Source organism: Pseudomonas sp. FDAARGOS_380, assembly GCF_002591235.1.
Lineage (GTDB): Bacteria > Pseudomonadota > Gammaproteobacteria > Pseudomonadales > Pseudomonadaceae > Aquipseudomonas > Aquipseudomonas salmasensis.
The window spans coordinates 4,462,586-4,487,402 of sequence record NZ_CP023969.1 but is presented as its reverse complement, the minus strand read 5'-3'; the positions used below and the strand labels follow the sequence as shown (position 1 = coordinate 4,487,402).

The 24,817-nt window shown below is 60.1% G+C and carries 18 protein-coding genes; 12 read left to right on the top strand and 6 right to left on the bottom strand.

All coding sequences use genetic code 11. The features are described 5' to 3' along the window. Positions 1–36: 36 nt before the first annotated feature. The gene (locus tag CRN80_RS21130) at positions 37–3,939 is read right to left on the bottom strand and encodes a hypothetical protein (RefSeq protein WP_098950978.1); all 3,903 of its coding nucleotides are present in this window, start codon (positions 3,937–3,939) and stop codon (positions 37–39) included. A gap of 400 nt (positions 3,940–4,339) precedes the next feature. After that, positions 4,340–5,071 carry a TetR/AcrR family transcriptional regulator gene (locus CRN80_RS21125; RefSeq protein WP_032880606.1) on the bottom strand — a complete coding sequence of 244 codons (732 nt, stop codon included), beginning with the start codon at positions 5,069–5,071 and terminating at the stop codon, positions 4,340–4,342. A 355-nt stretch (positions 5,072–5,426) separates the two neighbouring features. Here CRN80_RS21125 and CRN80_RS21120 point away from each other — a divergent pair, with 355 nt between their 5' ends. From CRN80_RS21120 to CRN80_RS21105, 4 genes are read left to right on the top strand one after another with little or no spacing between them, the layout of a single operon-like run. Then, on the top strand, positions 5,427–6,134 hold the full coding sequence (locus CRN80_RS21120) for an ABC transporter ATP-binding protein (RefSeq protein WP_098950977.1): 708 nt from the start codon (positions 5,427–5,429) through the stop codon (positions 6,132–6,134). After that, positions 6,131–7,330: an ABC transporter permease gene (locus CRN80_RS21115; protein ID WP_098950975.1), complete on the top strand. Its 1,200-nt coding sequence runs from the start codon at positions 6,131–6,133 to the stop codon at positions 7,328–7,330. The genes CRN80_RS21120 and CRN80_RS21115 overlap by 4 nt, the downstream gene beginning before the upstream one ends. Next, entirely contained in the window at positions 7,323–8,801 is a 1,479-nt protein-coding gene (locus tag CRN80_RS21110) for a TolC family protein (protein WP_098950974.1), read from the top strand. Before CRN80_RS21115 ends, CRN80_RS21110 begins: the two co-directional genes overlap by 8 nt. After that, the gene (locus CRN80_RS21105) at positions 8,791–10,053 is read left to right on the top strand and encodes an efflux RND transporter periplasmic adaptor subunit (RefSeq protein ID WP_098950972.1); all 1,263 of its coding nucleotides are present in this window, start codon (positions 8,791–8,793) and stop codon (positions 10,051–10,053) included. The genes CRN80_RS21110 and CRN80_RS21105 overlap by 11 nt, the downstream gene beginning before the upstream one ends. Positions 10,054–10,197: 144 nt before the next feature. Here CRN80_RS21105 and CRN80_RS21100 read toward each other — a convergent pair whose 3' ends face one another. Together CRN80_RS21100 and CRN80_RS21095 are read right to left on the bottom strand one after the other, a co-directional pair. Beyond that, complete coding sequence (locus CRN80_RS21100) at positions 10,198–11,595, bottom strand: FAD/NAD(P)-binding protein (protein WP_098950971.1); 1,398 nt, start codon at positions 11,593–11,595, stop codon at positions 10,198–10,200. A 23-nt stretch (positions 11,596–11,618) separates the two neighbouring features. Next, positions 11,619–12,182, bottom strand: a complete 564-nt coding sequence (locus CRN80_RS21095) for a helix-turn-helix domain-containing protein (protein ID WP_098950970.1) — start codon at positions 12,180–12,182, stop codon at positions 11,619–11,621. Between the two features lie 92 nt (positions 12,183–12,274). Between CRN80_RS21095 and CRN80_RS21090 the strand changes: the two genes are divergently transcribed. The 8 genes from CRN80_RS21090 (at position 12,275) to CRN80_RS21045 (ending at position 21,380) form a co-directional block, all read left to right on the top strand. Then, complete coding sequence (locus CRN80_RS21090) at positions 12,275–13,204, top strand: DMT family transporter (protein ID WP_098950969.1); 930 nt, start codon at positions 12,275–12,277, stop codon at positions 13,202–13,204. 718 nt (positions 13,205–13,922) lie between these two features. Further along, positions 13,923–16,844 (top strand): monovalent cation/H+ antiporter subunit A, encoded by a 2,922-nt coding sequence (locus CRN80_RS21080; protein WP_098950968.1) that lies wholly within the window; start codon positions 13,923–13,925, stop codon positions 16,842–16,844. Next, positions 16,844–17,188 carry a Na+/H+ antiporter subunit C gene (locus CRN80_RS21075; RefSeq protein WP_003192163.1) on the top strand — a complete coding sequence of 115 codons (345 nt, stop codon included), beginning with the start codon at positions 16,844–16,846 and terminating at the stop codon, positions 17,186–17,188. Before CRN80_RS21080 ends, CRN80_RS21075 begins: the two co-directional genes overlap by 1 nt. Then, on the top strand, positions 17,185–18,867 hold the full coding sequence (locus CRN80_RS21070) for a monovalent cation/H+ antiporter subunit D (protein ID WP_032896621.1): 1,683 nt from the start codon (positions 17,185–17,187) through the stop codon (positions 18,865–18,867). Before CRN80_RS21075 ends, CRN80_RS21070 begins: the two co-directional genes overlap by 4 nt. Continuing rightward, positions 18,864–19,352 (top strand): Na+/H+ antiporter subunit E, encoded by a 489-nt coding sequence (locus CRN80_RS21065; protein WP_014718934.1) that lies wholly within the window; start codon positions 18,864–18,866, stop codon positions 19,350–19,352. The genes CRN80_RS21070 and CRN80_RS21065 overlap by 4 nt, the downstream gene beginning before the upstream one ends. Beyond that, the gene (locus CRN80_RS21060; RefSeq protein ID WP_003192168.1) at positions 19,349–19,627 is read left to right on the top strand and encodes a K+/H+ antiporter subunit F; all 279 of its coding nucleotides are present in this window, start codon (positions 19,349–19,351) and stop codon (positions 19,625–19,627) included. The genes CRN80_RS21065 and CRN80_RS21060 overlap by 4 nt, the downstream gene beginning before the upstream one ends. Next, positions 19,624–19,962, top strand: a complete 339-nt coding sequence (locus CRN80_RS21055; RefSeq protein ID WP_098950967.1) for a Na+/H+ antiporter subunit G — start codon at positions 19,624–19,626, stop codon at positions 19,960–19,962. Before CRN80_RS21060 ends, CRN80_RS21055 begins: the two co-directional genes overlap by 4 nt. Before the next feature lie 1,082 nt (positions 19,963–21,044). Beyond that, positions 21,045–21,380 (top strand): DUF6124 family protein, encoded by a 336-nt coding sequence (locus tag CRN80_RS21045; protein WP_098950966.1) that lies wholly within the window; start codon positions 21,045–21,047, stop codon positions 21,378–21,380. Between the two features lie 218 nt (positions 21,381–21,598). Here CRN80_RS21045 and cysS read toward each other — a convergent pair whose 3' ends face one another. Beyond that, a complete protein-coding gene (cysS, locus tag CRN80_RS21040; protein ID WP_032896617.1) occupies positions 21,599–22,981 on the bottom strand; it encodes a cysteine--tRNA ligase in 1,383 nt (460 codons plus the stop codon). Between the two features lie 15 nt (positions 22,982–22,996). After that, the gene (locus CRN80_RS21035) at positions 22,997–24,697 is read right to left on the bottom strand and encodes a glutamine--tRNA ligase/YqeY domain fusion protein (protein ID WP_003192174.1); all 1,701 of its coding nucleotides are present in this window, start codon (positions 24,695–24,697) and stop codon (positions 22,997–22,999) included. Positions 24,698–24,817: the final 120 nt, after the last annotated feature.

Below are 24,817 nucleotides of genomic sequence, written 5' to 3'. Positions count from 1 at the left end.
GCCCTCCCGTTACTATTTCATGACAACAAGTCCTGTTCAGAGCAGCCCGATAGCATTGCTGTAACCACCAAGAAAGTGATCCTTGGCTGTCCCTGTATCACCGTTTTTGACGTTGATTACATAGTAGTAATTACTAAACCATTCAGAATGGGAGAACGTCGACGTGCAATCAAAGTAGCCGCCCCCTATCGGCCAACGAGCGCCATACGCCGCATGAATTTCTCGAGCCTCTGTCAGGCTGGGCAGGCGCCTGCCAGCGTTGGCAGCGACCGACCGATTTGTGGGAACAGTACCATTACCCAAATCAAGGCAGCGAACCACATTACTGACAACAACTGCGTAACTTCGCGTCTGTGCGGGGAATGACGAGTCACGCACGCTGATATATGCAGTGCCATTACCTCGCACGGTGACTAATCCTGAATTGCTAGTGACATTGGCGACATTGGCATTGGAGGTAGAATAGATATACGGAGGAGTTCCGCCGGATGCCATATATTGGACCTGATTACCCGCACCAAAAGCTGGCAAAACATTTGGATATCCGTCTATTAGGTACGTTTTCCTGTTCAAATACACCGTCACCTGATTGAACACCAATGCTGTAGTATGCATGATTCGGTACTGCGTCTGCGGGAAGGCCACCGCTTTTGGCTTATCATTCTGCTTATTGAAGTTCACATGCGGCGTTATAGTAACGGTTCCATTATTTGGCACAGACATCAGCCAACTGCGCAACACCGTGAGGTTTATAAAGCCATTGGCAGCCTCACTAGCGGTAACGCTGTGCGCTACCAGCAATTCCTGCGTGCTCGCTCCTGGGGCAGACACTATTAACCAGGCAATATGGCCTTCCTGACTATACGGCCACTTGCCCATCCTCAACACAGCATTACCAGTCAGACTGGCAGGATTTATGCTGCCTCCATTGCCAATATTATTGATAAAGGCTCTTGGCAGACTGCCCAGAGGGATCGCCTGGACATGCACTATCTGAACTTCCGAAGAGCCTTGACCACCACGCCCCAATATCACCTCATACTGAAACTGGATTGTAGTATTAATTGCCGCCCCAACCAGCTCATTGCTGATATTGAACGTCACCGTGCCGCCGTCAAGCCCAGGCAGCGTACCCACTTCAATCGATGTTCCCTGTGAGTCGATCAAATACAGCGTAATCAGATCCTCTCCCCCTTGGTTCATGTTCGGGTAGGTCACCAACACCTGACATTTATTTTCAACGGTGATGGGACTGATAATAACTTCAGGCCCGTCCGGAGGAGAAGAATACCTGATTTGCGGATGAGGGAAGACATTGGACTCGGTCTGAACCATATAATGGCGAGTCTCGAACCATACAATGTCACCAGCGTTGCTACTGTGATTAAACGTCACACCAAATTCAATGGCTAAGGGCGTCCACTCTTGCAGATTGCGCAATCTGCCAACAGGCGTGTAAGACGCGGGTCCATCGTTCACATCGTTGAATGAGACATCACGACCTGCAAATGTCTCCTCGTAATAGGCGTCACCATTGTTAAAGGTTCCGATGTAGCGTTTATACATCTTCTGTTTAAGTGCAATGTATGGCCAGGGAAGCACACGGGTCTGGTCAAGGTCTTGTAACTTGGGTATTTCGAGAACGGCGCTTTCGCCGATGCTATCAATCGTTGCGCCAGGCACATGGCTCAAGGTCAGCAAGTTCAAGGTGAGGGTTGGTGAGTCTGTGGGAAAACCATTACGCACCACCTTAAACGATACGTCGATATCACGCCCAGACGGATGAATACTGAAGCCAATCGCTTCCGGCGGAACGATCACATCGACATAAGCATCTCCGCTTTGCGCATCCTTGACTTCAAAGTGTACGCCGCCGCCGACCAGCCCTAGCCAACAGACTTCGACGGTATCGCCGTCCTTGGGTTCATCATAGCGGCAACGTACTGTGGCTCCGGTATTTACTACCAGCCACGGGTCGAGTTCATCCGGCCCTGTTGTCGCCTCAAGGACCTCGGGCAGGGACAGCAAGCCCAATGCCCTGCCAATGGTATAGGTCGCCTCTTCGGACAACTCATCCACGGCAAACCGCCTGCGCACATAACTGATAGTGAGCGTGCCATTTTTATTGCCGTCTATCAGCTGTTTAGGAATATCAGCAAGAAAAGGGTTGGAATTCACAGCCAGTACATAAGAGGATGAGATTGTTCCCGTTACCGATCCCACGAATTTGATAATAACTTCATCGCCGGCCCTGAACTCTGCACGGGCCTCAAACGTCGCGACGCTGCCGATGCTGTCCGGATTAACATTGTTGGTGGCGTCTGCCTCCTGAATAAGTGGCGCGATTAAACTGCGCGCCGGACGCCCGATCTGGATATATCGACGTTCGGACTCGCGTATGTTTACTGGCCCCGTGACACCATAATAGACGCGGGTACGAAGCAATCCTTCGAATCGTGCATAGACGGCGTTCAGGAAGTCCCGGAAACGGGGATGAGTTCCGGCGGCGCGATCGCTGAATTCGTGCTCGACACTGCCATCCTTGTTATCCCCCATAATATTGACTCGCAGGCTATCCCCTGCATTACCGGGTGGGGTGTAGTCAGGCATTGCCGCAGTGATGTATGGCAAGTCCGGCTCCACAAATGGACCATGCGCCTGGACGACCTCTGGCTGAGGCAAGGTATAAAGGACTCCAGCGACCGCATAGATGGTTGATCTGGATGCCAGCATGCCTCGTTCACGAACATAGGAGATCTTCAAGGTGCTTTGGATCAGAGAACGGATAAACGCGTTGGGAATTGCAATGTCGTTGTAATTCGCCAGTTCAACTTCCAAGCGAAACCCATAGGAAACATTCTCGCCATCCACCGTGTTGCCTTCCACCTTCCAAATAAGGAAATCCCCCCTGATAAAGTTCGGATCATTTCTGCGAATCAGTACTGAACCTGTGGCAGGTTGACCATGTAACTCATCAGCTTCCAAGAGCAGTGTTGCCGCATCCGCCTCGACAATCTCAGGCTCATCCAGCAACGTCAGGTTAAGGTCAACGTCGACAGGAATCGGCTTGCTCCATCGGTGGCAAGGTCCAGACACATCCAAGACCTCGTCGTACAAATAGAACTGCACGACAAAATGGCCGCTGCCCGCTTCATTTAAAAAAGTAGGATCGATAGCGAACGTAAGGTCGGAACCGACTTGATCATTACGCAAAGGGGGTAACTCATAGCGGTGCTCTCCCCAGTAGAACATAACCAGGTCATTGACCCGCATGTTCACCCACTTGTGGATGGTGCATGTCACACCTAGAGCCGCAACCACGGAGTCGACATAGACATCGGAGAGCGTAAACGTCAATCCACGGTGGTAGGAACCGTCGCAATTGCCATCCCCACCGGGCAACGTGTGCAGTATCAGAATACGTTGCGGTACTGAAGTACTTGGTGTTCCCGGGCCGCCCCGGATGACTTCTCCATATACATTATTGACAAAATAGTGCAGCAGGGTCGTTCTGGGAATTACCAGAAAAAAACGTGGATCATCTTTATTGACGGAATTAACTTTACCCTCTTGCATGTGTATCCCGTTCATCCATATATGATATGTATCGCCCTCTTTACAGTTGGACCAACGCTCAAAGACATAGGTCAAACCATCTTTGATATGACGATAACCAATCCCGTAGGCCGCTCCCAGAACCGGAATGACTTGGTTGGGCACAGGGTAGGGGGAGTCGAGATCTTGAACGACTGTGGGTTGTGCCGGGCCTTTAGGCAGCGATGCTTTTTTTTTCGGCGGGGTCTTTTTTTTATTCGCTACAGGAAGGACGGAAACCGACGGCTGTTCTGCGGCCGTCGTTTTATGCGTGCCGGCAGATTTTTTCTTGGGGCTGGGGCTGGCTGCAACGCTATTTTTTTTACTCGCAGGCTTGGTCGGCATCTTTTTTCTCCTGAGCGGGGATCGCTGTAGGAATAAAAGCCCCCTCAACTACAACCCGTCACCTGTGAGAATTGACAGTTCTGACCAGCGGTAATAACCCTGCTCGTTCACATGCATGTAAGCCGTAAAGCAAATTCACACGTCTTCTTACATATTTTTCACGTTTTATTCACAAGCCAAGCCGTAGTGTGAAGCCTCATCCGTTACAAACGTTGCATATCAAGCCCGCCGCCCCAGCGGGCTTTTTTTTGCCTGGGTTTTGGTCAGGAAACGGCCTCACCCTGTAGGAGCGAGCTTGCTCGCGAAGAACATCAACGATAACGCGGGCATTCTGGTTAACCGCGGCGTCATTGCGTTTTTCGCGAGCAAGCTCGCTCCTACAGGGGTTTGGGGATGGGTTTCAGCGTGTGGCCTGTTCGCGAATGGCGCGCTGGGTTTCCAGCACCTTGGCCAACGCCGTTTCAGCCTCGGCACTCTGCTGCGGCACCCGAATCGCTGCCGACACCAGCGTGATCAGCTTGGCCATCACCTCGGCATCCGTGGCCGGGCGGCCCAGGCTCATGGAGTTCATCAGCAGGCGCAGTTCGGTGCCGGCCATCACCCCGGAAATGGCCTTGAGGGCAAATTGCAGGCGTACCCCCAGTTCGTTACGCGGCAGATCCGGCAAGGCCAGGGCGAAGGCTTCGAAGAAACGCTGGAACACCGGCTGGTAATGCACCTTGAGGTATTCCTGAATGAACGGCGAGGTGTCGCTGTAGACCCGGCCCAGGAAGCGGATGAACGAGCGCCCTTCCCCGCTGGCCGGGTCGCTGCGCTCCAGGCCCATGGCCGGGGCAAACAGCACGCCCAGGAGCGTGTCGCAATCCAGCGGGCCGTCGGATTCGGCTTCACAGCGCGCCAGCAGTTCCAGGCGCTGCTCGTTGAGCGGCTCCAGGCGTTGCATTAGCAGGGTTTTCATCAGGGAGTCCTTATCCCCGAAGTGGTAGTTCACCGCCGCCAGGTTGACCTGGGCACGTTCGGTGATCTGCCGTAACAACACGGCGTCATAGCCGTACTTGATGAAGAGAGCCTCTGTCGCATCCAGCAGTCGAGTCTTGGTAACGTTTGGAGCGCTGAGTTTCTTCGCGACCATATGGGTTCCACGGCGGAAATATTGTTTTAAAAAATAATTTGATTTTTTATACCGGGGCAGCCCGTCGAAAGCAAGTAGTGACACTCCGCCATATCTTGCAAAGCCCGTATATTCGGGCTTTTGAGGCAAATCGTAGGTTTTTTAACTGCCTCTCACACCCAGCGAGAAAATCGTATCAACCGGTAAAACCGCTCTACCTCGACGGCTGGCGAAGCGTGAGGAAGGCAGTTACTATTCAAACAATATTTTAAAAACAAGAAATAAAACCAGTCCGTGACGCGTACAGGCAGCTTCCGAACTTGTTACAAAGGGTTTCCGGGGGCAAGGCGATACCGTCGAGACTGCAGGCGTAGTCATGATGACACAGACCCCCGCGCAACCCGGCTTGATTTCCCTGCAAGGCATCGGCAAGCGCTATCAGCTCGCCGGGCAAGAATTGAGCATTCTCAATGATGTGTGCCTGTCCATCGCCCGCGGTGACAGCTGCGGCATCCTCGGGGCCTCTGGCTCTGGCAAAAGCACCCTGCTCAACATCCTCGGCCTGCTGGACCTGCCCAACTGCGGCCAATACCACTTTGCCGGCCACGATATTTTCAACGCCACTCCCGATGAGCTGGCGGCGATCCGCAACCAGCAGATCGGCTTCGTGTTCCAGAGTTTCAACCTGCTGCCCCGCCTGAGCGCCCTGGACAACGTCGCATTGCCCTTGAGTTATCGCGGCGTGTCGCGGCATGAATCGGTGGAACATGCCCAGCGCATGCTCGCACAGGTCGGCCTCGGCGAACGCGCCCATCACCGCCCTGCCGACCTCTCCGGCGGCCAGCGCCAGCGTGTGGCCATTGCCCGCGCCCTGGTCGGCAACCCCTCGGTAATTCTGGCCGACGAACCCACCGGCAACCTCGACAGCACCACCGCCCAGGAAATCATGGACCTGCTGTTGAACCTCAACCGTGAACAACAGGTGACGCTGATCATCGTCACCCACGACCCCCACATTGCCGAGCGCCTGGAGCGCAAGATCCTGGTGCGCAATGGTGTGGTGCATGAGGCCGGGCGCCCATGAGCCTGCGGGTCGAGCAGAGCCTCAGCCAGTTGCTGCACGAAGCCTTTATCAGCCTGCGCACCCTGGGCAAGCGTTCGATCCTGGCGCTCCTAGGGATCGTCATCGGCAGCTCCTCCGTGGTGGCGTTGATCAATATCGGCCACAACGCGGCGGTAGATGCGGCGATGATTTTCAAGGACATGGGCACCGACACCCTCATCGCCCAGTTCCCGCCCAAGGGCAGCAGCAACGAGCCGATGCGCACACAGCTGGACCTCGACGCGGTGCGCCACGCAGTGCCAGGCATTGCCCATATCGGCGCGCTCAGCCTGTTCAGCGGGCCCATCGTTTTTCATGGGCGCACTACCAATGCCAGCTTTGTCGGCAGTACTGCGGGGATCCAGGACGCCATGCGCCTGGCGCTGCGTGAGGGGCGCTTCCTGTCACCCTTCGATGCCAACGAAACCTACGGGGTGATCGGCGACCAACTCGCCCAGGCCCTCGGCACGCCGGGCGACCCGCTGCAACTGGGCGACCGTGTACGTATCAACGACTACCTGTTTCTGGTGGTGGGCATCCTGCACAACCAACCCCGGGCCATGCTGATGCCGGTGCAGGCCAACGAATCGCTGTTTATTCCCGCCGAAGGCATGCGCCGCATCTACGCCACCCCGCAGATCAACAACCTGATCATCCGCGCAACGCCTGGGCAAGACATGGAACGCATCGCCAGGGACACCGTCGCCGCGTTGCAACCCCAGCTCACTGATCATGACGTCGACATCACGGTGCCCCAGCAAATGATCGATGGCATGACTCGCCAAAGCCGCACCTTCGCCTACCTGCTGCTGGCCCTCGGCGCGATCTCCCTGGTGGGCGGCGGTGTGGGGGTGATGAACGTGATGCTGATGAACGTCTCGGAACGCCGCCGTGAGATCGGCATCCGCATGGCCCTGGGCGCGCGCCAGCGGGATATCCGCAACCTGTTTTTGCTCGAAGCGGTCACCCTCACCGCCGTGGGTGCGCTGTGCGGCGCGGTGCTGGGCATGACCGCTGCCTGGCTGTATGCGTGGCTGTCGGGCTGGGCCTTTGCCTTGGCAGTGGCTGCCCTGCCCCTGGGCGTTGGCAGTACGTTGCTGGTGGGTTTGTTTTTTGGCATTTACCCGGCGGTGTCGGCCTCACGCTTGCAGCCGGTCGAGGCCCTGCGCGATGAATAAGTACCTGCTACTGCTGATGCTGATCAGCCTGTCGGGCATGGCCGCCGACGTGGTCATCACCCCCCAGGCACCCAGTACCACCCGCAGCGGCTACGAGCGTAGCGTCTCGCTGAATGCCCAGGCCACCACCATGACCCTGGGCGACGCGGTGTACCTGGGCCTGCGCAATAACCCGGCGATCCGCAGCGCCTACCTGCAACGGGTGGCGCAGAAGTTCGACCTGCGCGTGGCCGAAGACGTGTTCAACCCCAAGCTCACCCTCAACAGCTATTACCGCAGCACCCGCGGCTCCCAAGACAATGCGCGCAACGCCAACGTCGCGCCGAGCAGCAGCCTGCTGGGTGAATACGGCACGCGCTTGAGCATGGCCTGGACCCAGCAGTTGAACAACGCCAACCGCGCCGGCCGCTACCGCAGCGACGGCCTGGACCTGGCGATCATCCAACCGCTGATGCGCGGGGCCGGCTGGGATGCCACCACCGCACCGCTGCGCCTGTCGCGCCTGGCCGAGCAGGCCAACCGCCTGAACCTCAAGGCCACCGTGGCGCAGACCATCAGCCAGATCATCGCCACTTACCGCGAGTTGCTGCGCGCCCAGGAACAACTGGTGATCGTGCAGGAAGCCCTCAAGCGCTCCACGACCTTGCTGGAGGTGAACAAAGCGCTGATCAGCGCCGGGCGCATGGCCGAGTTCGAGATCGTGCAGACCGAAGCCGATATCGCCACCCAGCAATTGGGCGTGGAAGAAGCCCGCAACCAACTCGACACCAGCCGCCTGGCGTTGCTGCGCCTGCTGGCCCTGGACCTGTCGACACCGGCGCGCGCCACCGAGGCCCTGGAAGCCAGCCCCATGGAGATCGACAAACGCCAGGCCTTCAACCTCGCGCAAAACCAGCAACCGGAATACCTCGCCGCGCTACTCGGCAGCCAGCAGGCCGACCTAAACCTGGTGATCGCCAAGGATTCCGGGCGCTGGCAGGTGGACCTGGTGGCCGGCGCCAACCAGATACGCGCCGCCACCGATAACGACGACGGCCATAACAATAACCGCACCTGGGACAGTTACGCCGGGGTGCAAGTGCAGATCCCCATTGGCGATATCAGCACGCGCCAGGCCGAAGTGCGCGCGCGGGTAAATGTGGAGGATCAGGAAATCCGCATCACCGACGCCCGCCAGGAACTGGAGCGCAACGTCAACAATGTGGTGCGTGACCTCGGCACCCGCTGGCGCCAATATGAAATATCCAAGCGTGCCGTGGAGTTGTCGCGGCGCAAGATCGAGATCGAGCGGGAAAAACTCAGCGCCGGGCGCTCCACCAACTTCCAGGTGCTGAGCTTCGAGACCGACCTGCGCAACGCCGAAAATGCCCAGCTCAATGCGCTGATCGCTTATTTGAACGCCCAGACCCAGCTCGATCTGACCCTGGGCATGACGCTGGAAAGTTGGGAAATCGCCCTCAATGACTACTAATAAAAAATTGCTGATGGCCGTTGCCTTGATCCTGTTGCTGGCCGGCGCGGCAGTCAGCCTGCTCAGCCAACGCGGCGGCGCCGAGCCAGCGAGCACGGCCGAGCAGTGGCTGGCCGTCAAGCCCGACCCGCTGGTGCACCAGATCGGCCTGGTGGGCAAGATCGAGCCGCAGACCACCGTCACCCTGACGGCACCGTTCGACGGCAATGTGCTGGCTAACCTGGTCGAACAAGGCCAGCGCGTCGAAGCCGGCCAGGTCCTGTTGCGCATGGACCCAGCGACGCTGGAAGTGCAACTGCGCGACGCCCTCTCCGCGCAACTCAAGGCCCGGCGCACCGTGCAGGAAATGCAGGACTGGGGCAGCAGCCCCACCGTCAGCCGCGCCCGTCGCAGTTTACGCACCGCTGAAATGACCGCGGGCAACACCCAGCGCAAACTCACCGAGAGCGAAAACCTGTTCAAGCGCGGCATCATCCCCCGCAACGAACTGGACGACCTCAAGCAACAAACCCAGCAACAGCAACTGGACCTGGCGGCGGCGCGCAGTGAGCTGCAACAAGCCCTGGACCAGGGCCAGGGCGAATACCGGCAGATCGCAGAGATGGAGCTGACCAATGCCACAGTGAAGTACGAAGCCTTGCAAACACTGCTCGAAGGCAAGGAGGTCAAGGCGCCCTTCTCCGGCATCGTGGTACCGGCCCCCGGCAGCACCAACACGGCTCAAGGTGGCGGCAACAACAACGCGCCGGTGCAGGCCGGCAGCAAGGTCAGCCAGGGCCAGGTGCTGTTCGGCCTGGCCAATATCGAACAGTTGAAAATCGTCGCCAAGGTCTCAGAGCTGGATATCAACCAGTTACGTCAGGGCCAGGCCGTAGAAGTGATGGGCGATGGCTTTGACGGCGAGCGGCTGACCGGGTCGGTCAGCGTGGTCAGCGGCTTGGCCATCGCCAGCGACAGCCAGGGCAGCGCGCAGTTTCCGGTGACCTTGTCGATCCCCAAGCTGACGCCACAGCAGTTGCAACGGGTGCGCCTGGGCATGAGTGCGCGCTTGACCATCGTCACCTACAACAATGACCAGGCAATCGTGATTCCCAGCCAGGCGATCCAGGCGGATATGACCGTGGCGTATCGGGCGGCAATGGATCAGCCGGTGCAGCGGGTAAAAGTGATCACTGGGCAATCGACGCCGCAGGGGGTTGAGGTGTTTGGGCTAGAGGCGGGGTTTGTGAGGGTCGGGGAAGTCAGTCACTGACACTCGATCCCGGGTATGCCCTAACTGTAGGAGCGAGCTTGCTCGCGAAAAACGTCAACGATAACGCGTGCTTCCTGAACAAACGCGGTGCCCTCAGGCTCTTCGCAGGCAAGCCAGCTCCTACATCTGGCCCTGTGGCATCCGTTAGATAGCTGTCGTAATCCTGGCGGCCAGCGCCTTGGCCTGCAGCGCCACATCGGTCACCGCCGTACTTTCCCACCACATCCCCCGCAACGGCGGCCCCATGGCGAACAGTCGCGGGCTGACCTGGCCGCGAGCATCCAGCACCGCCCCCGTTGCATCCGCCGCGATCCCCAGCGCCAATGGCCCAGGCTGGACCAACCCGCGCTTGAGCAATTGCTGCGGCAAAGGCCGGGCCACCCGCCGCCAGTCGTATTCGATGCCGCTGGAATTGATCAGCGCAGCGCCTACGACCTGATTGATCATCTCTTCACCCCGGTAGCGCAGCGCAATGGCAACCCCCTCTTGCGACGGCACCAAGCCCTTGAACGACGCCGCATGAATCCGCAACCGCCCTTCCCCCTGCAAGCGCTCCACCAATTGCGCACTCATTGGCGGCGAACGGTGATGGTGGCTTTCCCACCAGGGACGCACATGCCGCACAAACTGGCGTTTCTGAGCCTCAGTGGCCTGGCTCCACAGGCGTGCTATATGCACGCGCACCGTGTCCAGCGGTGCCTGCCAGTCGATGCCTTGCTCCAGCGCGAGCTGGCACTGGCGTCGCACCTCGCGCAGCAATTGTCGGGGGCTGCCCAGGCTGTGGTCGGCGGCGAGGAAGTCGTCCCAGCTCGGCGGTTGCCGGCGTACATGGGGCAACAAGCCGTGGCGCGAAAAAACCTCGATAGGCCCGCGATGCCCGGCCTGTTCCAGGGAGACCACGGCATCGACCATGGTCAGGCCCGAGCCGATGATCAGCACCGTCGATTGGGGGTCCAATTGGGTCATTGCGCGGACATCCCAAGGATCCAGCGCAGCAGCGTTCAAACCTGTGGATTCGGTTTGCGGGGTGCGTGCCGCTGGGAACATGCCGGTGGCCACTACCGCACAGGCGCCGCGCAGTTGCTCGCCAGTATCGAGAGTCAATAACGCTGAGGTTGCGTCGACTTGAAGGTCCACCGCTTCGGCACGGATGTGCTCGACGGTCGATGTGGACCGCGCCTTGGCTTGCGCCAAGCGCTGCTGGGCGTACAGGCCAAAAATCCCCCGCGGCGGGAACAGTTCGCTGATGGGCACATGCTGTTGATACGACTCGGGCCATCCCCCGGCGCTGAGGTAGTCGGTGAGCCACTGAGTGAGGTCGTCGGCATTGTCTGGGTCAACGCTCATGCGGGCGGCATTGCCGTTCAGCGTATGGCCCAATTCGACTGCGCTGTAGGCTTCGCCGCGCCCCAGTTCAGCGCGAGGTTCGACTATCAGGATGCGCCGCGTGCCCGGTAGGCGCAGCAGTTGCACGGCCAGCATCGTACCGCTCAGGCCGCCACCGATGATCAGTACATCAGCATTGCGGGTTGATTGACTCATGCCGGTTCACCCCTGAGTGTTGTTCAAATCACCACATTTCGAACAAATCGCACCGCCGCGTCCCCATCATTGCGATAAGCATGGGGCTGGTGGCTGGCGAACATAAAGAACTCTCCTGCTTCGATAACATTTTCCTGATCACCTATCACCAGCGTCAGGCTGCCCTCGAACACAAACAGTTGTTCGCTCCACCCTTCCAAGTCAGGGTCCGGGCAATAGCGATCACCGGGCTCAAGCCGCCACTCCCATAATTCGACCTCACGCCGTGCCGTGGCCTTGGCCAGCAGCACCGCCTTACTGCCGACAATCTCGCCCGCCCAGGCCAACTCGTTGATACGGCTATGATCGCGCACATCCGGCGCCTGGATCAGGTCACTGAACGCCACGTCCAGCGCTTCGGCGACACGGTCCAGGGTCGACAAGCTGACGTTCTTCTCCCCCGCTTCAATCGCCACCAGCATGCGCCGGCTGACCCCGGATTTTTCCGAGAGCGCGGTCTGGCTCAAGTCGGCGGCATGGCGCAGACGACGAACGTTCTGGCTGACGTGCTGCAGGACCGAGGCCCGTTGCGGATTTTCTTTGTGCACTATATTGCTCAATAGGTAGGTGTGCGCAGTATACTGCCCAGCGTGCGGCGCATTGTGCGGTCCGTGCTTTCCCCTTGCAAGACCGAGCCGCCATGACCGCCCCGAACTCCCCTTCGCGTTTCAACCGTTTCAGTAAAGCCGAATGCATCCTGGTGGTGATCACCATGATCTGGGGCGGCACCTTTTTGCTGGTGCAGCACGCCATGGCCGTCAGCGGGCCAATGTTCTTTGTCGGCCTGCGCTTCGCGGCGGCGACGATCGTGGTGGGGCTCTTTTCCTTGCGCACCCTGCGCGACCTGACCCTGTTCGAATTGAAGGCCGGGGTGTTTATCGGGGTGGCGATCATGTTCAGCTATGGCTTGCAGACCATTGGCCTGCAAACCATCTTGAGCAGCCAGTCGGCGTTTATCACCGCCTTGTATGTACCCTTCGTGCCGCTGTTGCAGTGGCTGGTATTGGGCCGTCGCCCCGGGTTGATGCCCAGCATCGGCATCATGCTGGCGTTTGCCGGGTTGATGCTGTTGACCGGCCCGGCGGGGGCTTCGTTGAACTTCAGCCCAGGTGAAATCGCCACGCTGGTCGGTGCAGTGGCAATAGCGGCCGAGATCATCTTGATCAGCGCATTTGCCGGCCAGGTGGATATTCGCCGGGTGACCGTGGTGCAACTGGCCACCGCCTCGGTGCTGTCGTTCATGATGGTGGTGCCCATGGGCGAGGCGTTGCCGGGCTTTTCCTGGCTGCTGCTGTTCAGTGCCGTGGGCCTGGGCTTGACCAGTGCGGTGATCCAGGTGGCGATGAACTGGGCCCAGCAAAGTGTTTCGCCAACCCGGGCGACGTTGATTTATGCCGGTGAGCCCGTGTGGGCAGGCGTTGTTGGGCGAATCGCCGGGGAGCGGTTCCCACCGATTGCGATGTTGGGGGCGGTGCTGATTGTGGTGGCGGTGATTGTGAGTGAATTGAAGACGAAGGGGCAGAAGGCCGTTGAGTCGGCAGAGGCGTTGGAGGAGGAGCAGCAGGGGTAGCTTGCGATCAACGGTAACCACGATGCGAAGCGAGCCGCTCTTGATCTTGCTCTTGATCTGCTTGTGATCTTGATCTCAGGCGCCCCGTTAAACCACGCTGGCCGAACGCAGTCTTGAATTCGTGGGTAACCCGGCAGGACGCCGGGTTAGCCGCCCCGCGCCATGGATGGCGCGTGGCGGCGGCCCACGGATTCAAGCCTGTGTTCGGGCACACCGAGCCCAAGCGAGGTGCCGAGTGGTGGGGCAAGAGCGTTTTGCTTACTTTTGCGCTTCTCAAAAGTGAGCCGCCGTCAGGGCGGAACCCTAAGTGGCCGTTACCTAAATAACGGATATGTACCCGGTCCAACTGTGTTGACTGTTAGGACGCCTTCGCGAGCAAGCCCGCTCCCACAGTTTGACCGCGGGGTGCCAGGGAGATGGGTGTCGGCTGTTAGGCCGCCATCGCAGGCAAGCCAGCTCCCACAGTTGGATTGTGGGGTGTCAGGGAGATGGGTGGCGGTTGGCAGGCCGTCACGGGAGCAAGCTCCCTCGCCACAGGTACGGCCTCGCTGCAGATAACGGCTCCCACAGAGGTCAGCATTTCAATTCAAGGGCAGGTCCAAACAGTGCCAAATGGGAAGTTTCAGCCTACCTTGTAGGATCCTGCCACATCTTGGCGTTTGGTGATCGTGAAAGCGGCACGTATGATGCATCCCAAACTCCCGCAGATTAGAAGCCTATGTCCCTGATAGTTCTACTGCTTCTGCCTTTTATCGGCAGCTGTCTGGCGGCCTTGCTGCCGCATAACGCACGTAACACCGAATCCCTGTTGGCCGGCCTTGTGGCACTGGTCGGTACTATTCAAGTCGCCCTGCTCTACCCCCAGATCGCCCACGGTGGCGTGATCCGCGAAGAATTCATGTGGTTGCCCAGCCTGGGGCTGAACTTCGTGTTGCGCATGGATGGGTTCGCCTGGCTGTTCTCGATGCTGGTGCTGGGCATCGGCACGCTGGTGTCGCTGTATGCGCGCTACTACATGTCACCGGACGACCCGGTGCCGCGTTTCTTTGCGTTTTTCCTGGCGTTCATGGGCGCCATGCTGGGCCTGGTGATCTCCGGCAACCTGATCCAGATCGTATTCTTCTGGGAACTGACCAGCCTGTTCTCGTTCCTGCTGATCGGCTATTGGCACCACCGTGCCGATGCGCGCCGTGGTGCGTACATGGCGCTGATGGTCACCGGCGCAGGTGGCTTGTGCCTGTTGGCGGGTGTAATGCTGCTGGGGCATATCGTCGGCAGCTATGATCTGGACCAGGTGCTGGCGGCGGGCGATCAGATTCGCGCGCATTCGCTGTACCCGGTCATGCTCGCCTTGGTGCTGATCGGCGCCTTGAGCAAAAGCGCGCAGTTCCCCTTTCATTTCTGGCTGCCCCACGCCATGGCGGCACCGACGCCGGTTTCGGCTTATCTGCATTCGGCGACGATGGTGAAGGCCGGCGTGTTCCTGCTGGCCCGCCTGTGGCCATCGCTGTCCGGCAGCGAAGAATGGTTCTGGATCGTCGGCGGTGCCGGCGCCCTCACTCTCCTCCTCGGCGCTTACTGCGCCATGTTTCAAAACGATCTCAAGGGCCTGCTGGCCTATTCCACCATCAGCCACCTCGGGCTGATCACCCTGCTGCTGGGTCTTAACAGCCCACTGGCCGCTGTTGCCGCCGTCTTCCATATTCTCAACCACGCCACCTTCAAAGCTTCGCTGTTCATGGCCGCGGGCATCATCGACCACGAAAGCGGCACGCGGGATATCCGCAAGCTCAGTGGGCTGGTGCGCCTGATCCCGTTTACCGCGACCCTGGCGATGGTCGCCAGTGCGTCCATGGCCGGGGTGCCGTTGCTCAATGGTTTCCTGTCCAAAGAGATGTTCTTTGCCGAAACCGTGTTTATCTCGTCGACCCAATGGGTGGAAATCGCCCTGCCGCTGATCGCGACCATTGCCGGCACATTCAGCGTGGCCTATGCCCTGCGCTTTACCGTCGATGTGTTCTTCGGCCCGCCCGCCACCGACTTGCCGCACACGCCCCACGAGCCGCCGCGCTGGATGCGCGCACCGGTTGAGCTGTTGGTGTTCACCTGCCTGCTGGTGGGGATTTTCCCGGCCCAGGTGGTCGGCTCGATCCTTGCCGCGGCCGCCCTGCCGGTGGTGGGCGGTACCTTGCCCGAATATAGCCTGGCGATCTGGCACGGCTGGAATGCGCCAATGATCATGAGCCTGGTCGCGATGACCGGCGGCGTGGTGCTGTACCTGCTGCTGCGCAAGCAACTCAAGCGTGGCCGCTTCGAATACCCACCGCTGATCGGCTACTTCAACGGCAAGCGCGGTTTCGAGCGCTGCCTGGTGGTGATGATGCGCGGCGTGCGCCGGATCGAGAAGCGCATCAGCACCAAGCGCCTGCAAACCCAGTTGTTCCTGTTGGTGCTGCTGGCGGTGATCGGCGCGATGATCCCGATGCTCAACAGTGGCCTCAGTTGGGGCGACCGCCCGAAAATCCCGGGCTCCATCGTCTTCGTCACCCTGTGGTTGCTGGCGATTGCCTGCGCACTGGGTGCCGCCTGGCAAGCCAAGTATCACCGGCTGGCGGCCCTGACCATGGTCAGCGTGTGCGGCCTAATGACCTGCGTGACCTTCGTATGGTTCTCGGCACCGGACCTGGCCCTCACCCAACTGGTGGTGGAAGTGGTCACCACCGTGCTGATCCTGCTGGGCCTGCGCTGGCTGCCACGGCGGATCGAAGAAGTCTCGCCACTGCCCAGTTCGCTGCGCAAGGCGCGTATCCGCCGCCTGCGTGACTTGCTGCTGTCCACCGCAGTCGGCGGCGGCATGGCGCTGTTGTCCTACGCGATGCTGACCCGCCAGACGCCCAACGATATCTCCTCGTTTTACCTCAGCCGTGCCCTGCCCGAAGGCGGCGGCAGCAATGTGGTGAATGTGATGCTGGTGGACTTCCGGGGCTTCGACACCCTGGGCGAAATCACTGTACTCGGCGCTGTGGCGTTGACGGTTTACGCCCTGCTGCGCCGCTTCCGCCCGTCCAAGGAAAGCATGGAGTTGCCGCCCCAACAGCGCCAACTGGCGCCGGACGTGGCGACCGATCTGGTCAACCCACGCCAGGCCAGCGACACCGCCCTGGGCTTTATGATGGTGCCGGCGGTGCTGGTGCGCCTGCTGCTGCCGATTGCGCTGGTGGTGTCGTTCTACCTGTTCATGCGTGGCCACAATCAACCGGGTGGTGGTTTCGTCGCCGGGCTGGTGATGTCGGTGGCGTTTATCCTGCAATACATGGTCGCCGGTACGCAGTGGGTCGAGGCGCAGATGAGCCTGCGGCCGATGCGCTGGATGGGCTTCGGCCTGCTGTCGGCGACCTTGACCGGGCTGGGTGCGCTGTTCGCCGGGTACCCGTTCCTCACCACACATACCTGGCATTTCAGCCTGCCGCTACTGGGGGACATCCATATCGCCAGTGCGCTGTTCTTTGACGTCGGCGTGTACGCCATGGTCGTGGGCTCGACCCTGTTGATGCTTACCGCCCTCGGCCACCAGTCGGTGCGCGCGCATAAACCGAGCAACCAGCCCAAAGTGGTTGCTGCAACCGAAGGAGCCGCCTGATGGAAGAAGTCATCGCAATAGCCATTGGGGTCCTGGCGGCCTCCGGCGTCTGGTTGATCTTGCGGCCTCGGACGTTCCAGGTGGTGATGGGTTTGTGCCTGCTGTCTTACGGCGTCAACCTGTTCATCTTCAGCATGGGCAGCCTGTTTATCGGCAAGGAGCCGATCATCAAGGACGGCGTGCCCCAAGACCTGCTCAACTACACCGACCCACTGCCCCAGGCCCTGGTGCTCACGGCCATCGTCATCAGCTTCGCCATGACAGCGTTGTTCCTGGTGGTGCTGCTGGCATCCCGGGGCCTGACCGGCACTGACCATGTGGACGGCCGGGAGCCCAAGGAATGACTTGGATGAATCAACTGATCGTCGCGCCGATCCTGCTGCCGCTGCTCACCGCCGGGCTGATGCTGATGCTGGGCGAGAAACGCCGCCCGCTCAAAGCCCAGATCAATCTGTGCTCCAGCATCGTCGGCCTGGGCGTTGCCGTGCTGCTGTTGTACTGGACGCAACAGGGCGGCCCCGGCTCCATTGGCGTGTACTTGCCGGGCAACTGGCAGGTGCCGTTCGGCATCGTGCTGGTGGTGGACCAACTGTCGGCGATGATGCTGGTGCTTACCGGGGTGATCGGCGTCAGCGCGCTGCTGTTCGCCATGGCCCGCTGGGACCGTGCGGGCACCAGCTTCCATGCCCTGTTCCAGATCCAACTGATGGGGCTGTATGGCGCCTTCCTCACCGCCGACCTGTTCAACCTGTTCGTGTTCTTCGAGGTGCTACTGGCGGCCTCTTACGGTTTGATGCTGCACGGTTCCGGCCGTGCGCGAGTGTCGTCGGGGCTGCATTACATTGCGATCAACCTGCTGGCGTCGTCGCTGTTCCTGATTGGCGCGGCGATGATCTACGGCGTCACCGGTACGCTGAACTTCGCTGACCTGGCATTGAAGATCCCGCTGGTGCCGGAGGCCGATCGCGGCCTGTTGCATGCCGGTGCGGCGATCCTGGCGACGGCGTTCCTGGCCAAGGCCGGCATGTGGCCGCTGAACTTCTGGCTGGCGCCCGCCTACTCCTCGGCCAGCGCGCCGGTGGCGGCGATGTTCGCGATCATGACCAAGGTCGGCGTGTACACCGTGCTGCGCCTGTGGACCCTGCTGTTCTCCGGCCAGGCCGGCGCCTCGGCGCTGTTTGGCGGCGACTGGCTGGTGTACGGCGGCATGGCGACCATCATTTGCGCGGCACTGGCGATGGTGGCGGCGCAGCGCCTGGAGCGCATGGCCAGCCTGAGCATCCTCGTGTCGGCCGGGATCCTGCTGTCGGCGGTCGGGTTTGCCCAGCCGAGTCTGACCGCAGGAGCGTTGTTCTATCTGGTCAGCTCCACCCTGGCACTGAGTGCGCTGTTCCTGCTGGCTGAATTGATCGAACGCTCGCGCTCGGCCAACGACCTGCCACTGGATGAGGAGATCGATGCGCTGCCCAAAGCCATGGAATCCCTGCACCCGCGTCCCGGCGTGAACCTGGACGATGAGCAGAAAGCGGTGATCGGCCAGGTCATCCCCTGGACCATGGCCTTTCTCGGTTTGAGCTTTATCGCCTGTGCGCTGCTGATTATCGGCATGCCACCGCTGTCCGGGTTTATCGGCAAGCTCAGCCTGTTGAGCGCGCTGATCAACCCACTGGGCCTGGGCAACGCCGTGGATGAGTCAATCCGCCCGGCGGCCTGGGGCCTGGTGGCGCTGCTGATTCTCTCTGGCCTGGCCTCGCTCATCGCGTTCGCCCGCCTCGGCATCCAGCGCTTCTGGACCCCGGAAGAACGCCCATCACCGCTGCTGCGCCGCTACGAGTGTGTACCGATCTTTCTGCTGCTGGGGTTGAGCATCGCGCTGACCTTCAAGGCCGAGGCGCTGATGCGCTACACCCAGGCCACCGCCGACAGCCTGAACAACCCGGAACACTACGTGATGGCAGTGCTCGCGACCCGGCCAGTGCCCAGCCCTGAAGCCAAGGCCGCCGCCCTGGAGGTGCAACCATGAAGCGTCTGTTCCCTGCTCCCTGGTTGTCGTTGGCGTTGTGGGTGTTGTGGCTGGTGCTGAACCTGTCGATCAGCCCCGGCAACCTGCTGCTGGGCGCACTGCTGGGCTTTCTTGCGCCGCTGATGATGGCGCCGTTGCGCCCGCTGCCGATCCGCATCCGCCGCCCTGGGGTGATCATCCGTCTGTTTTTCCGGGTCGGCCTCGACGTGATCATCTCCAACCTTCACGTGGCCTGGGGCGTACTCACCTGCGGCTCACGCCCACCGCGCTCGCGCTTTATCAAGATCCCCCTGGACCTGCGCGACGCCAACGGCCTGGCCGTGCTGGCGATGATCACCAGCGTGACCCCCGGCACCGTGTGGTCGGAACTGGCCCTGGACCGTAGCATCCTGCTGCTGCACGTCTTCGACCTGGATGACGAGGCCTCGTTTATCCAGCAATTCAAGCACGCCTACGAACGGCCCCTGATGGAGATCTTCGAATGAGCGCCCTGCTCGCCAATGCGATCCTGTTCAGCCTGTTCCTGTTTTCCCTGGCCATGGTGCTGACCCTGGTGCGCCTGTTCAAAGGCCCCTCGGCCCAGGACCGGGTACTGGCGCTGGACTACCTGTACATCCTGGCGATGCTGATGATGCTGACCCTGGGTATCCGCTATGCCAGTGACACTTACTTTGAAGCGGCGCTATTGATCGCGCTGTTCGGCTTCGTCGGCTCGTTCGCCCTGGCCAAATTCCTGCTGCGTGGCGAGGTGATTGAATGATGCCGTTATGGGTTGAAATTATCGTGGCGGCGTTGCTGCTGCTCAGCAGCGCGTTTGCCTTGATCGGCGCGATTGGCTTGCTGCGGATGAAGGCGTTTTTCCAACGCATGCACCCACCGGCACTGGCCTCGACGTTGGGGGCGTGGAGCGTGGCGTTGGCGTCGATCATCTACTTTTCGGTGCTCAAATCCGGGCCGGTGTTGCACGGCTGGTTGATTCCGATTTTGCTGGCGATCACCGTGCCGGTCACCACACTGCTGTTGGCGCGAACCGCCCTGTTCCGCAAACGCATGGCCGGCGATGACGTGCCGGCCGAAGTCAGCAGCCGCCGCTGATTCATCAGGCGAACGCATTAAAAATGTGGGAGCTGGCTTGCGATAGCCATAGGTATCTACACAACTTTGGTGCGACGCCGGACCTGTGGCGGGGGAGCTTGCTTCCGTGACGGCCTGACAGCCGGCGCCCATCTACCTGGCACCCCGCGATCAACCTGTGTGCGGGCTTGCTCGCGAAGACGGCCTGACAGCCTACCGGGATTTAGGATCAGACTGAGTACATATCCGTTATGTAGGTAACGGCCACCTAGGGTTCCGCTCTGACAGCGGCTCACTTTTGAAAAGCCGGAATGCCGGCCCAGTCAAAAGTAAGCAAAACGCTCTTGCCCCACCACTCGGCACCTCGCCTAGGCTCGGTGTGCCCGTAATCCGCCAGTGATTTGGGGGGCCGCCGCCACGCGCCATCCATGGCGCGGGGCGGCTAAACCGGCATCCCTGCCGGTTTACCCCCCAAATCCCTGTCGAATTCCGGCCAGCGTGGTTTAACGGGGCGCCTGAGATCAAGATCACAAGCAGATCAAGATCAAGAGCGCCTCGCTTCGCATCGTGGTTACCGTTTGCTGTTACAACCCACAGAGTTGTGTAGATACCTATGGCCATCGCAGGCAAGCCAGCTCCCACATTTGGTTTGGCGCCAGGCAATCGAACGGATACGCGCCGCCCATTGCGCCAGCTCAGCATCATCGGCCCGCGCCACACAGGGAAGCGACCGCTCGATCAGTAAAACGGTTCTTGGTGGTAACCATTACCTCAGCTGGCACCCGATCCATCCAGGCATTGAGGTCCAGCCAGAAATTTCCGACAGCGTTTTAGGGTTGCCCCTCGGAAGATGCCTGCCTAATCTTCGGGGGTCGCTGCAAATTCAGCGACCGGGTTTCGCAGCTCGGTTAAACTCTAGACGCACAGCGTCCACCTCAAGATAGCGGGCGCTTTTTTATGCCTGATGTTATGGCGGCTGTGCGCGGGATACCTTCGGGTATGCCGGGAGCCTAGAGTCCCGGTCTGCGAACCTGCGTACAGCTGCCACCCCAATATCGTTTCGCAGCGAGGGGTGGTGACTCCAATACTCTAGGAGCTTCGCCATGATTAAAGACAGTCCTAATCCGCCTTCAGATTCAATCACGCTTCACACTGCTGCTCATCGAGCAATCAACCACTATCTGAACCCGTCTGAGAAACCAGAGCCGCCTGCTGAGGGCCATGGCTTGTTTACCGTGCGAGAAGGACTAGACGTCGAGACGCTGCTGGTCAACGCATCTGAGGATCTAGCGTCGGTTCATGCACTGGCAAGCCACTTGGCTTTTGAGATCGACGGCAATCCTCGCAGCGTCGCCCTGGGGATTTGTCGGATGCTGGAGGGGATCCAGTTAATGGTGGATAAAACACTAAGCCTCAAAGACCATCCAACCCACACATAAATCTGAAACCGAAGAGTTCGCAAAGTGGGCACGGTAAAAAATGTGGGAGCTGGCTTGCCTGCGATTGCAGCGGGTCAGCCAACATTTTCGGTAACTGACACTCCGTCATCGCGGGCAAGCCAGCTCCCACAGTGGATCGAATGAAACGTTAAACAGTGTGCAAAAAAACGCCCCGAACCAGTCGGGGCGTTTTTCATTCAGCGTGCAGCTTTCAACGATCAGTCAGCCAACCGCCACGTCGTCCCACCCTTGCCGTCTTCCAACACCACACCCATCGCGGTCAGTTGGTCGCGGATACGGTCGGATTCCGCCCAGTCCTTGTTAGCCCGAGCAGCCAAACGCGCCTGGATCAACGCATCCACTTGCGCGGCATCCACACGCCCTTCAGCGCCCGCTTGCAGGAAGTCATCGGCCTCCATCTGCAACACGCCCAACACGCTGGCCAGTTCTTTCAGGCGTGCCGCCAGGCCCGCCGCTGCGTCGATATCGGTCTCGCGCAGGCGGTTGATCTCGCGCACCATTTCAAACAGTACGGCGCAGGCTTCCGGGGTGCCGAAGTCGTCATTCATCACTTCGGTGAAGCGTGCCACGAAGGCTTCGCCGCCAGCCGGTGCAACCGCGGGCAGGCCTTTCAACGCGTGGTAGAAACGCTCAAGGGCGCCCTTGGCGTCCTTGAGGTTGTCTTCGGAGTAGTTGATGGCGCTGCGGTAGTGGCTGGACACCAGCAGGTAGCGCACCACTTCCGGGTGGTACTTTTCCAGCACGTCGCGGATGGTGAAGAAGTTGTTCAAGGACTTGGACATCTTCTCGCCATTGATGCGGATCATGCCGCAGTGCATCCAGGCATTGGCGTAGGTCTTGCCAGTGGCGGCTTCGCTCTGGGCGATTTCGTTTTCGTGGTGCGGGAACTCCAGGTCGCTGCCGCCGCCATGAATGTCGAAGGTCTCGCCCAGGCAGCAGGTGGACATCACCGAGCATTCGATGTGCCAACCCGGACGCCCGGCACCCCAGGGCGACTCCCAGCTCGGCTCGCCCGGCTTGGTGGCTTTCCACAGCACGAAGTCGAGCGGATCCTGCTTGGCTTCGTCAACTTCGATACGCGCGCCGATGCGCAGATCTTCGATCTTCTTGCGCGACAGCTTGCCGTAGCCCATGAATTTGGCGACGCGGTAGTACACATCGCCATTGCCTGGGGCGTAGGCGTAGCCCTTGTCGATCAAGGTCTGGATCATCGCGTGCATGCCAGGAATGTGGTCCGTGGCACGCGGTTCCATGTCCGGCTTGAGGATGTTGAGGCGCGCCTCGTCCTCGTGCATGGCGGCGATCATGCGCTCGGTCAGCGCGTCAAACGACTCGCCGTTCTCGTTGGCACGGTTGATGATCTTGTCGTCGATGTCGGTGATGTTGCGCACGTACGTCAAGTCATAGCCGCTGAAACGCAACCAGCGGGTCACCAGGTCGAAGGCAACCATGCTGCGGCCGTGGCCGATGTGGCAGTAGTCGTACACGGTCATGCCGCACACGTACATGCGCACCTTGTTGCCATCCAGCGGCTTGAAGACTTCTTTGGTCTTGCTGAGCGTGTTGTAGATCGTTAGCACGATGTTTCCCTTAAATCACTGGCCCCACGAATCTCGCAAGGTCACGGTACGGTTGAATACCGGAGCACCAGGTTTCGAGTCCTTGATATCCGCGCAGAAGTAGCCTTCGCGCTCGAACTGGAAACGGTCTTCCGGCTGTGCGTCGCCAAGCGATGGCTCGGCACGACAACCAGTGAGTACTTGCAGGGAGTCAGGGTTGATGTTGTCGAGGAAACTGGCGCTGTCTTCTGCCTTCTCAGGGTTCGGCGAGCGGAACAGACGATCGTACAGGCGCACTTCGCACTCGATGCTGGCAGCGGCCGGTACCCAGTGGACCACGCCCTTGACCTTGCGGCCTTCAGGGTTCTTGCCCAGGGTGTCCGGGTCGTACGAGCAACGCAGCTCGACGATGTTGCCATCGGCGTCCTTGATCGCTTCGTCCGCACGGATCACGTAGCTGCCGCGCAGGCGCACTTCGCCGTTCGGCTCCAGGCGCTTGTAGCCTTTTGGCGGCTCTTCCATGAAGTCGTCACGGTCGATGTAGATTTCGCGGGCGAACGGCAATTTGCGCACGCCCAGCTCTTCTTTCTGCGGGTGACGCGGCAGTTCGAGGTTCTCGACCTGGCCTTCCGGATAGTTGGTGATCACGACCTTCAACGGACGCAGCACGCACATGGCGCGCGGCGCGTTGGCATCCAGGTCCTGGCGGATGCTGAATTCCAGCATGCCGAAATCGACCACACCGTCGGAACGGTTGGTGCCGACCATGTCGCAGAAGTTGCGGATCGACGCCGGGGTGTAGCCACGGCGGCGGAAGCCCGACAGCGTGGACATGCGCGGGTCATCCCAGCCATGCACGTGTTTTTCATCGACCAGTTGCTTGAGCTTGCGCTTGCTGGTGATGGTGTAGTTCAGGTTCAGGCGGCTGAACTCGTACTGACGCGGGTGCGCCGGTACCGGCAGGCTGTCCAGGAACCACTCGTACAGCGGGCGATGGCTCTCGAACTCCAGGGTGCAGATGGAGTGGGTGATGCCTTCGATGGCGTCCGACTGACCGTGGGTAAAGTCGTAGTTGGGGTAGATGCACCACTTGTCACCGGTCTGGTGGTGGTGGGCATGGCGGATGCGGTACATGATCGGGTCGCGCAGGTTCATGTTCGGCGAGGCCATGTCGATCTTGGCGCGCAGCACGCGAGCGCCGTCCGGGAATTCGCCGGCACGCATACGGTTGAACCAGTCCAGGTTCTCTTCCACCGAACGGTCGCGGAACGGGCTGTTCTTGCCCGGCTCGGTCAGGGTGCCACGGTACTCCTTGGCCTGCTCCGGGGTCAGGTCGTCCACATAGGCCTTGCCGGCCTTGATCAGCTCGACAGCCCAGTCGAACAACTGGTCGAAATACTTGGAGGCATAGCGCACTTCACCGGACCATTCAAAGCCCAGCCACTTGATGTCGCTTTCGATGGCGTCGATGTATTCCTGGTCTTCCTTGGCCGGGTTGGTGTCGTCGAAACGCAGGTGCGTGACGCCACCGAACTCCTGGGCCAGGCCGAAGTTCACACAGATCGACTTGGCGTGGCCGATGTGCAGGTAGCCGTTGGGCTCAGGTGGGAAACGGGTGACGATCTGCGTGTGCTTGCCCGAATCCAGGTCCGCCTGGATGATCGGGCGCAGGAAATTGACCGGGACGGCAGGTCCGGCCTTGGTATTCGAGGTAGGGTCGACAGTGGGCTTGCTCATAGGATCCTTGAACAGACAGGTGCGTGGCCAGGTGGGGCCAGATAAAACAAAGGGCTCATAATAGCCGAAGCAGTCAAGACACATACAGAGCGCGGCCAATTAATTGCCCGGGCGGTAAAA

What these genes read in the sequence shown, in the direction of transcription:
- CRN80_RS21130 (WP_098950978.1), bottom strand. Translation starts at nt 3,939, where the DNA reads ATGCCGACCAAGCCTGCGAGTAAAAAAAATAGCGTTGCAGCCAGCCCC.
- CRN80_RS21125 (WP_032880606.1), bottom strand. Translation starts at nt 5,071, where the DNA reads ATGGTCGCGAAGAAACTCAGCGCTCCAAACGTTACCAAGACTCGACTG.
- CRN80_RS21120 (WP_098950977.1), top strand. Translation starts at nt 5,427, where the DNA reads ATGATGACACAGACCCCCGCGCAACCCGGCTTGATTTCCCTGCAAGGC.
- CRN80_RS21115 (WP_098950975.1), top strand. Translation starts at nt 6,131, where the DNA reads ATGAGCCTGCGGGTCGAGCAGAGCCTCAGCCAGTTGCTGCACGAAGCC.
- CRN80_RS21110 (WP_098950974.1), top strand. Translation starts at nt 7,323, where the DNA reads ATGAATAAGTACCTGCTACTGCTGATGCTGATCAGCCTGTCGGGCATG.
- CRN80_RS21105 (WP_098950972.1), top strand. Translation starts at nt 8,791, where the DNA reads ATGACTACTAATAAAAAATTGCTGATGGCCGTTGCCTTGATCCTGTTG.
- CRN80_RS21100 (WP_098950971.1), bottom strand. Translation starts at nt 11,595, where the DNA reads ATGAGTCAATCAACCCGCAATGCTGATGTACTGATCATCGGTGGCGGC.
- CRN80_RS21090 (WP_098950969.1), top strand. Translation starts at nt 12,275, where the DNA reads ATGACCGCCCCGAACTCCCCTTCGCGTTTCAACCGTTTCAGTAAAGCC.
- CRN80_RS21080 (WP_098950968.1), top strand. Translation starts at nt 13,923, where the DNA reads ATGTCCCTGATAGTTCTACTGCTTCTGCCTTTTATCGGCAGCTGTCTG.
- CRN80_RS21075 (WP_003192163.1), top strand. Translation starts at nt 16,844, where the DNA reads ATGGAAGAAGTCATCGCAATAGCCATTGGGGTCCTGGCGGCCTCCGGC.
- CRN80_RS21070 (WP_032896621.1), top strand. Translation starts at nt 17,185, where the DNA reads ATGACTTGGATGAATCAACTGATCGTCGCGCCGATCCTGCTGCCGCTG.
- CRN80_RS21065 (WP_014718934.1), top strand. Translation starts at nt 18,864, where the DNA reads ATGAAGCGTCTGTTCCCTGCTCCCTGGTTGTCGTTGGCGTTGTGGGTG.
- CRN80_RS21060 (WP_003192168.1), top strand. Translation starts at nt 19,349, where the DNA reads ATGAGCGCCCTGCTCGCCAATGCGATCCTGTTCAGCCTGTTCCTGTTT.
- CRN80_RS21055 (WP_098950967.1), top strand. Translation starts at nt 19,624, where the DNA reads ATGATGCCGTTATGGGTTGAAATTATCGTGGCGGCGTTGCTGCTGCTC.
- CRN80_RS21045 (WP_098950966.1), top strand. Translation starts at nt 21,045, where the DNA reads ATGATTAAAGACAGTCCTAATCCGCCTTCAGATTCAATCACGCTTCAC.
- CRN80_RS21035 (WP_003192174.1), bottom strand. Translation starts at nt 24,697, where the DNA reads ATGAGCAAGCCCACTGTCGACCCTACCTCGAATACCAAGGCCGGACCT.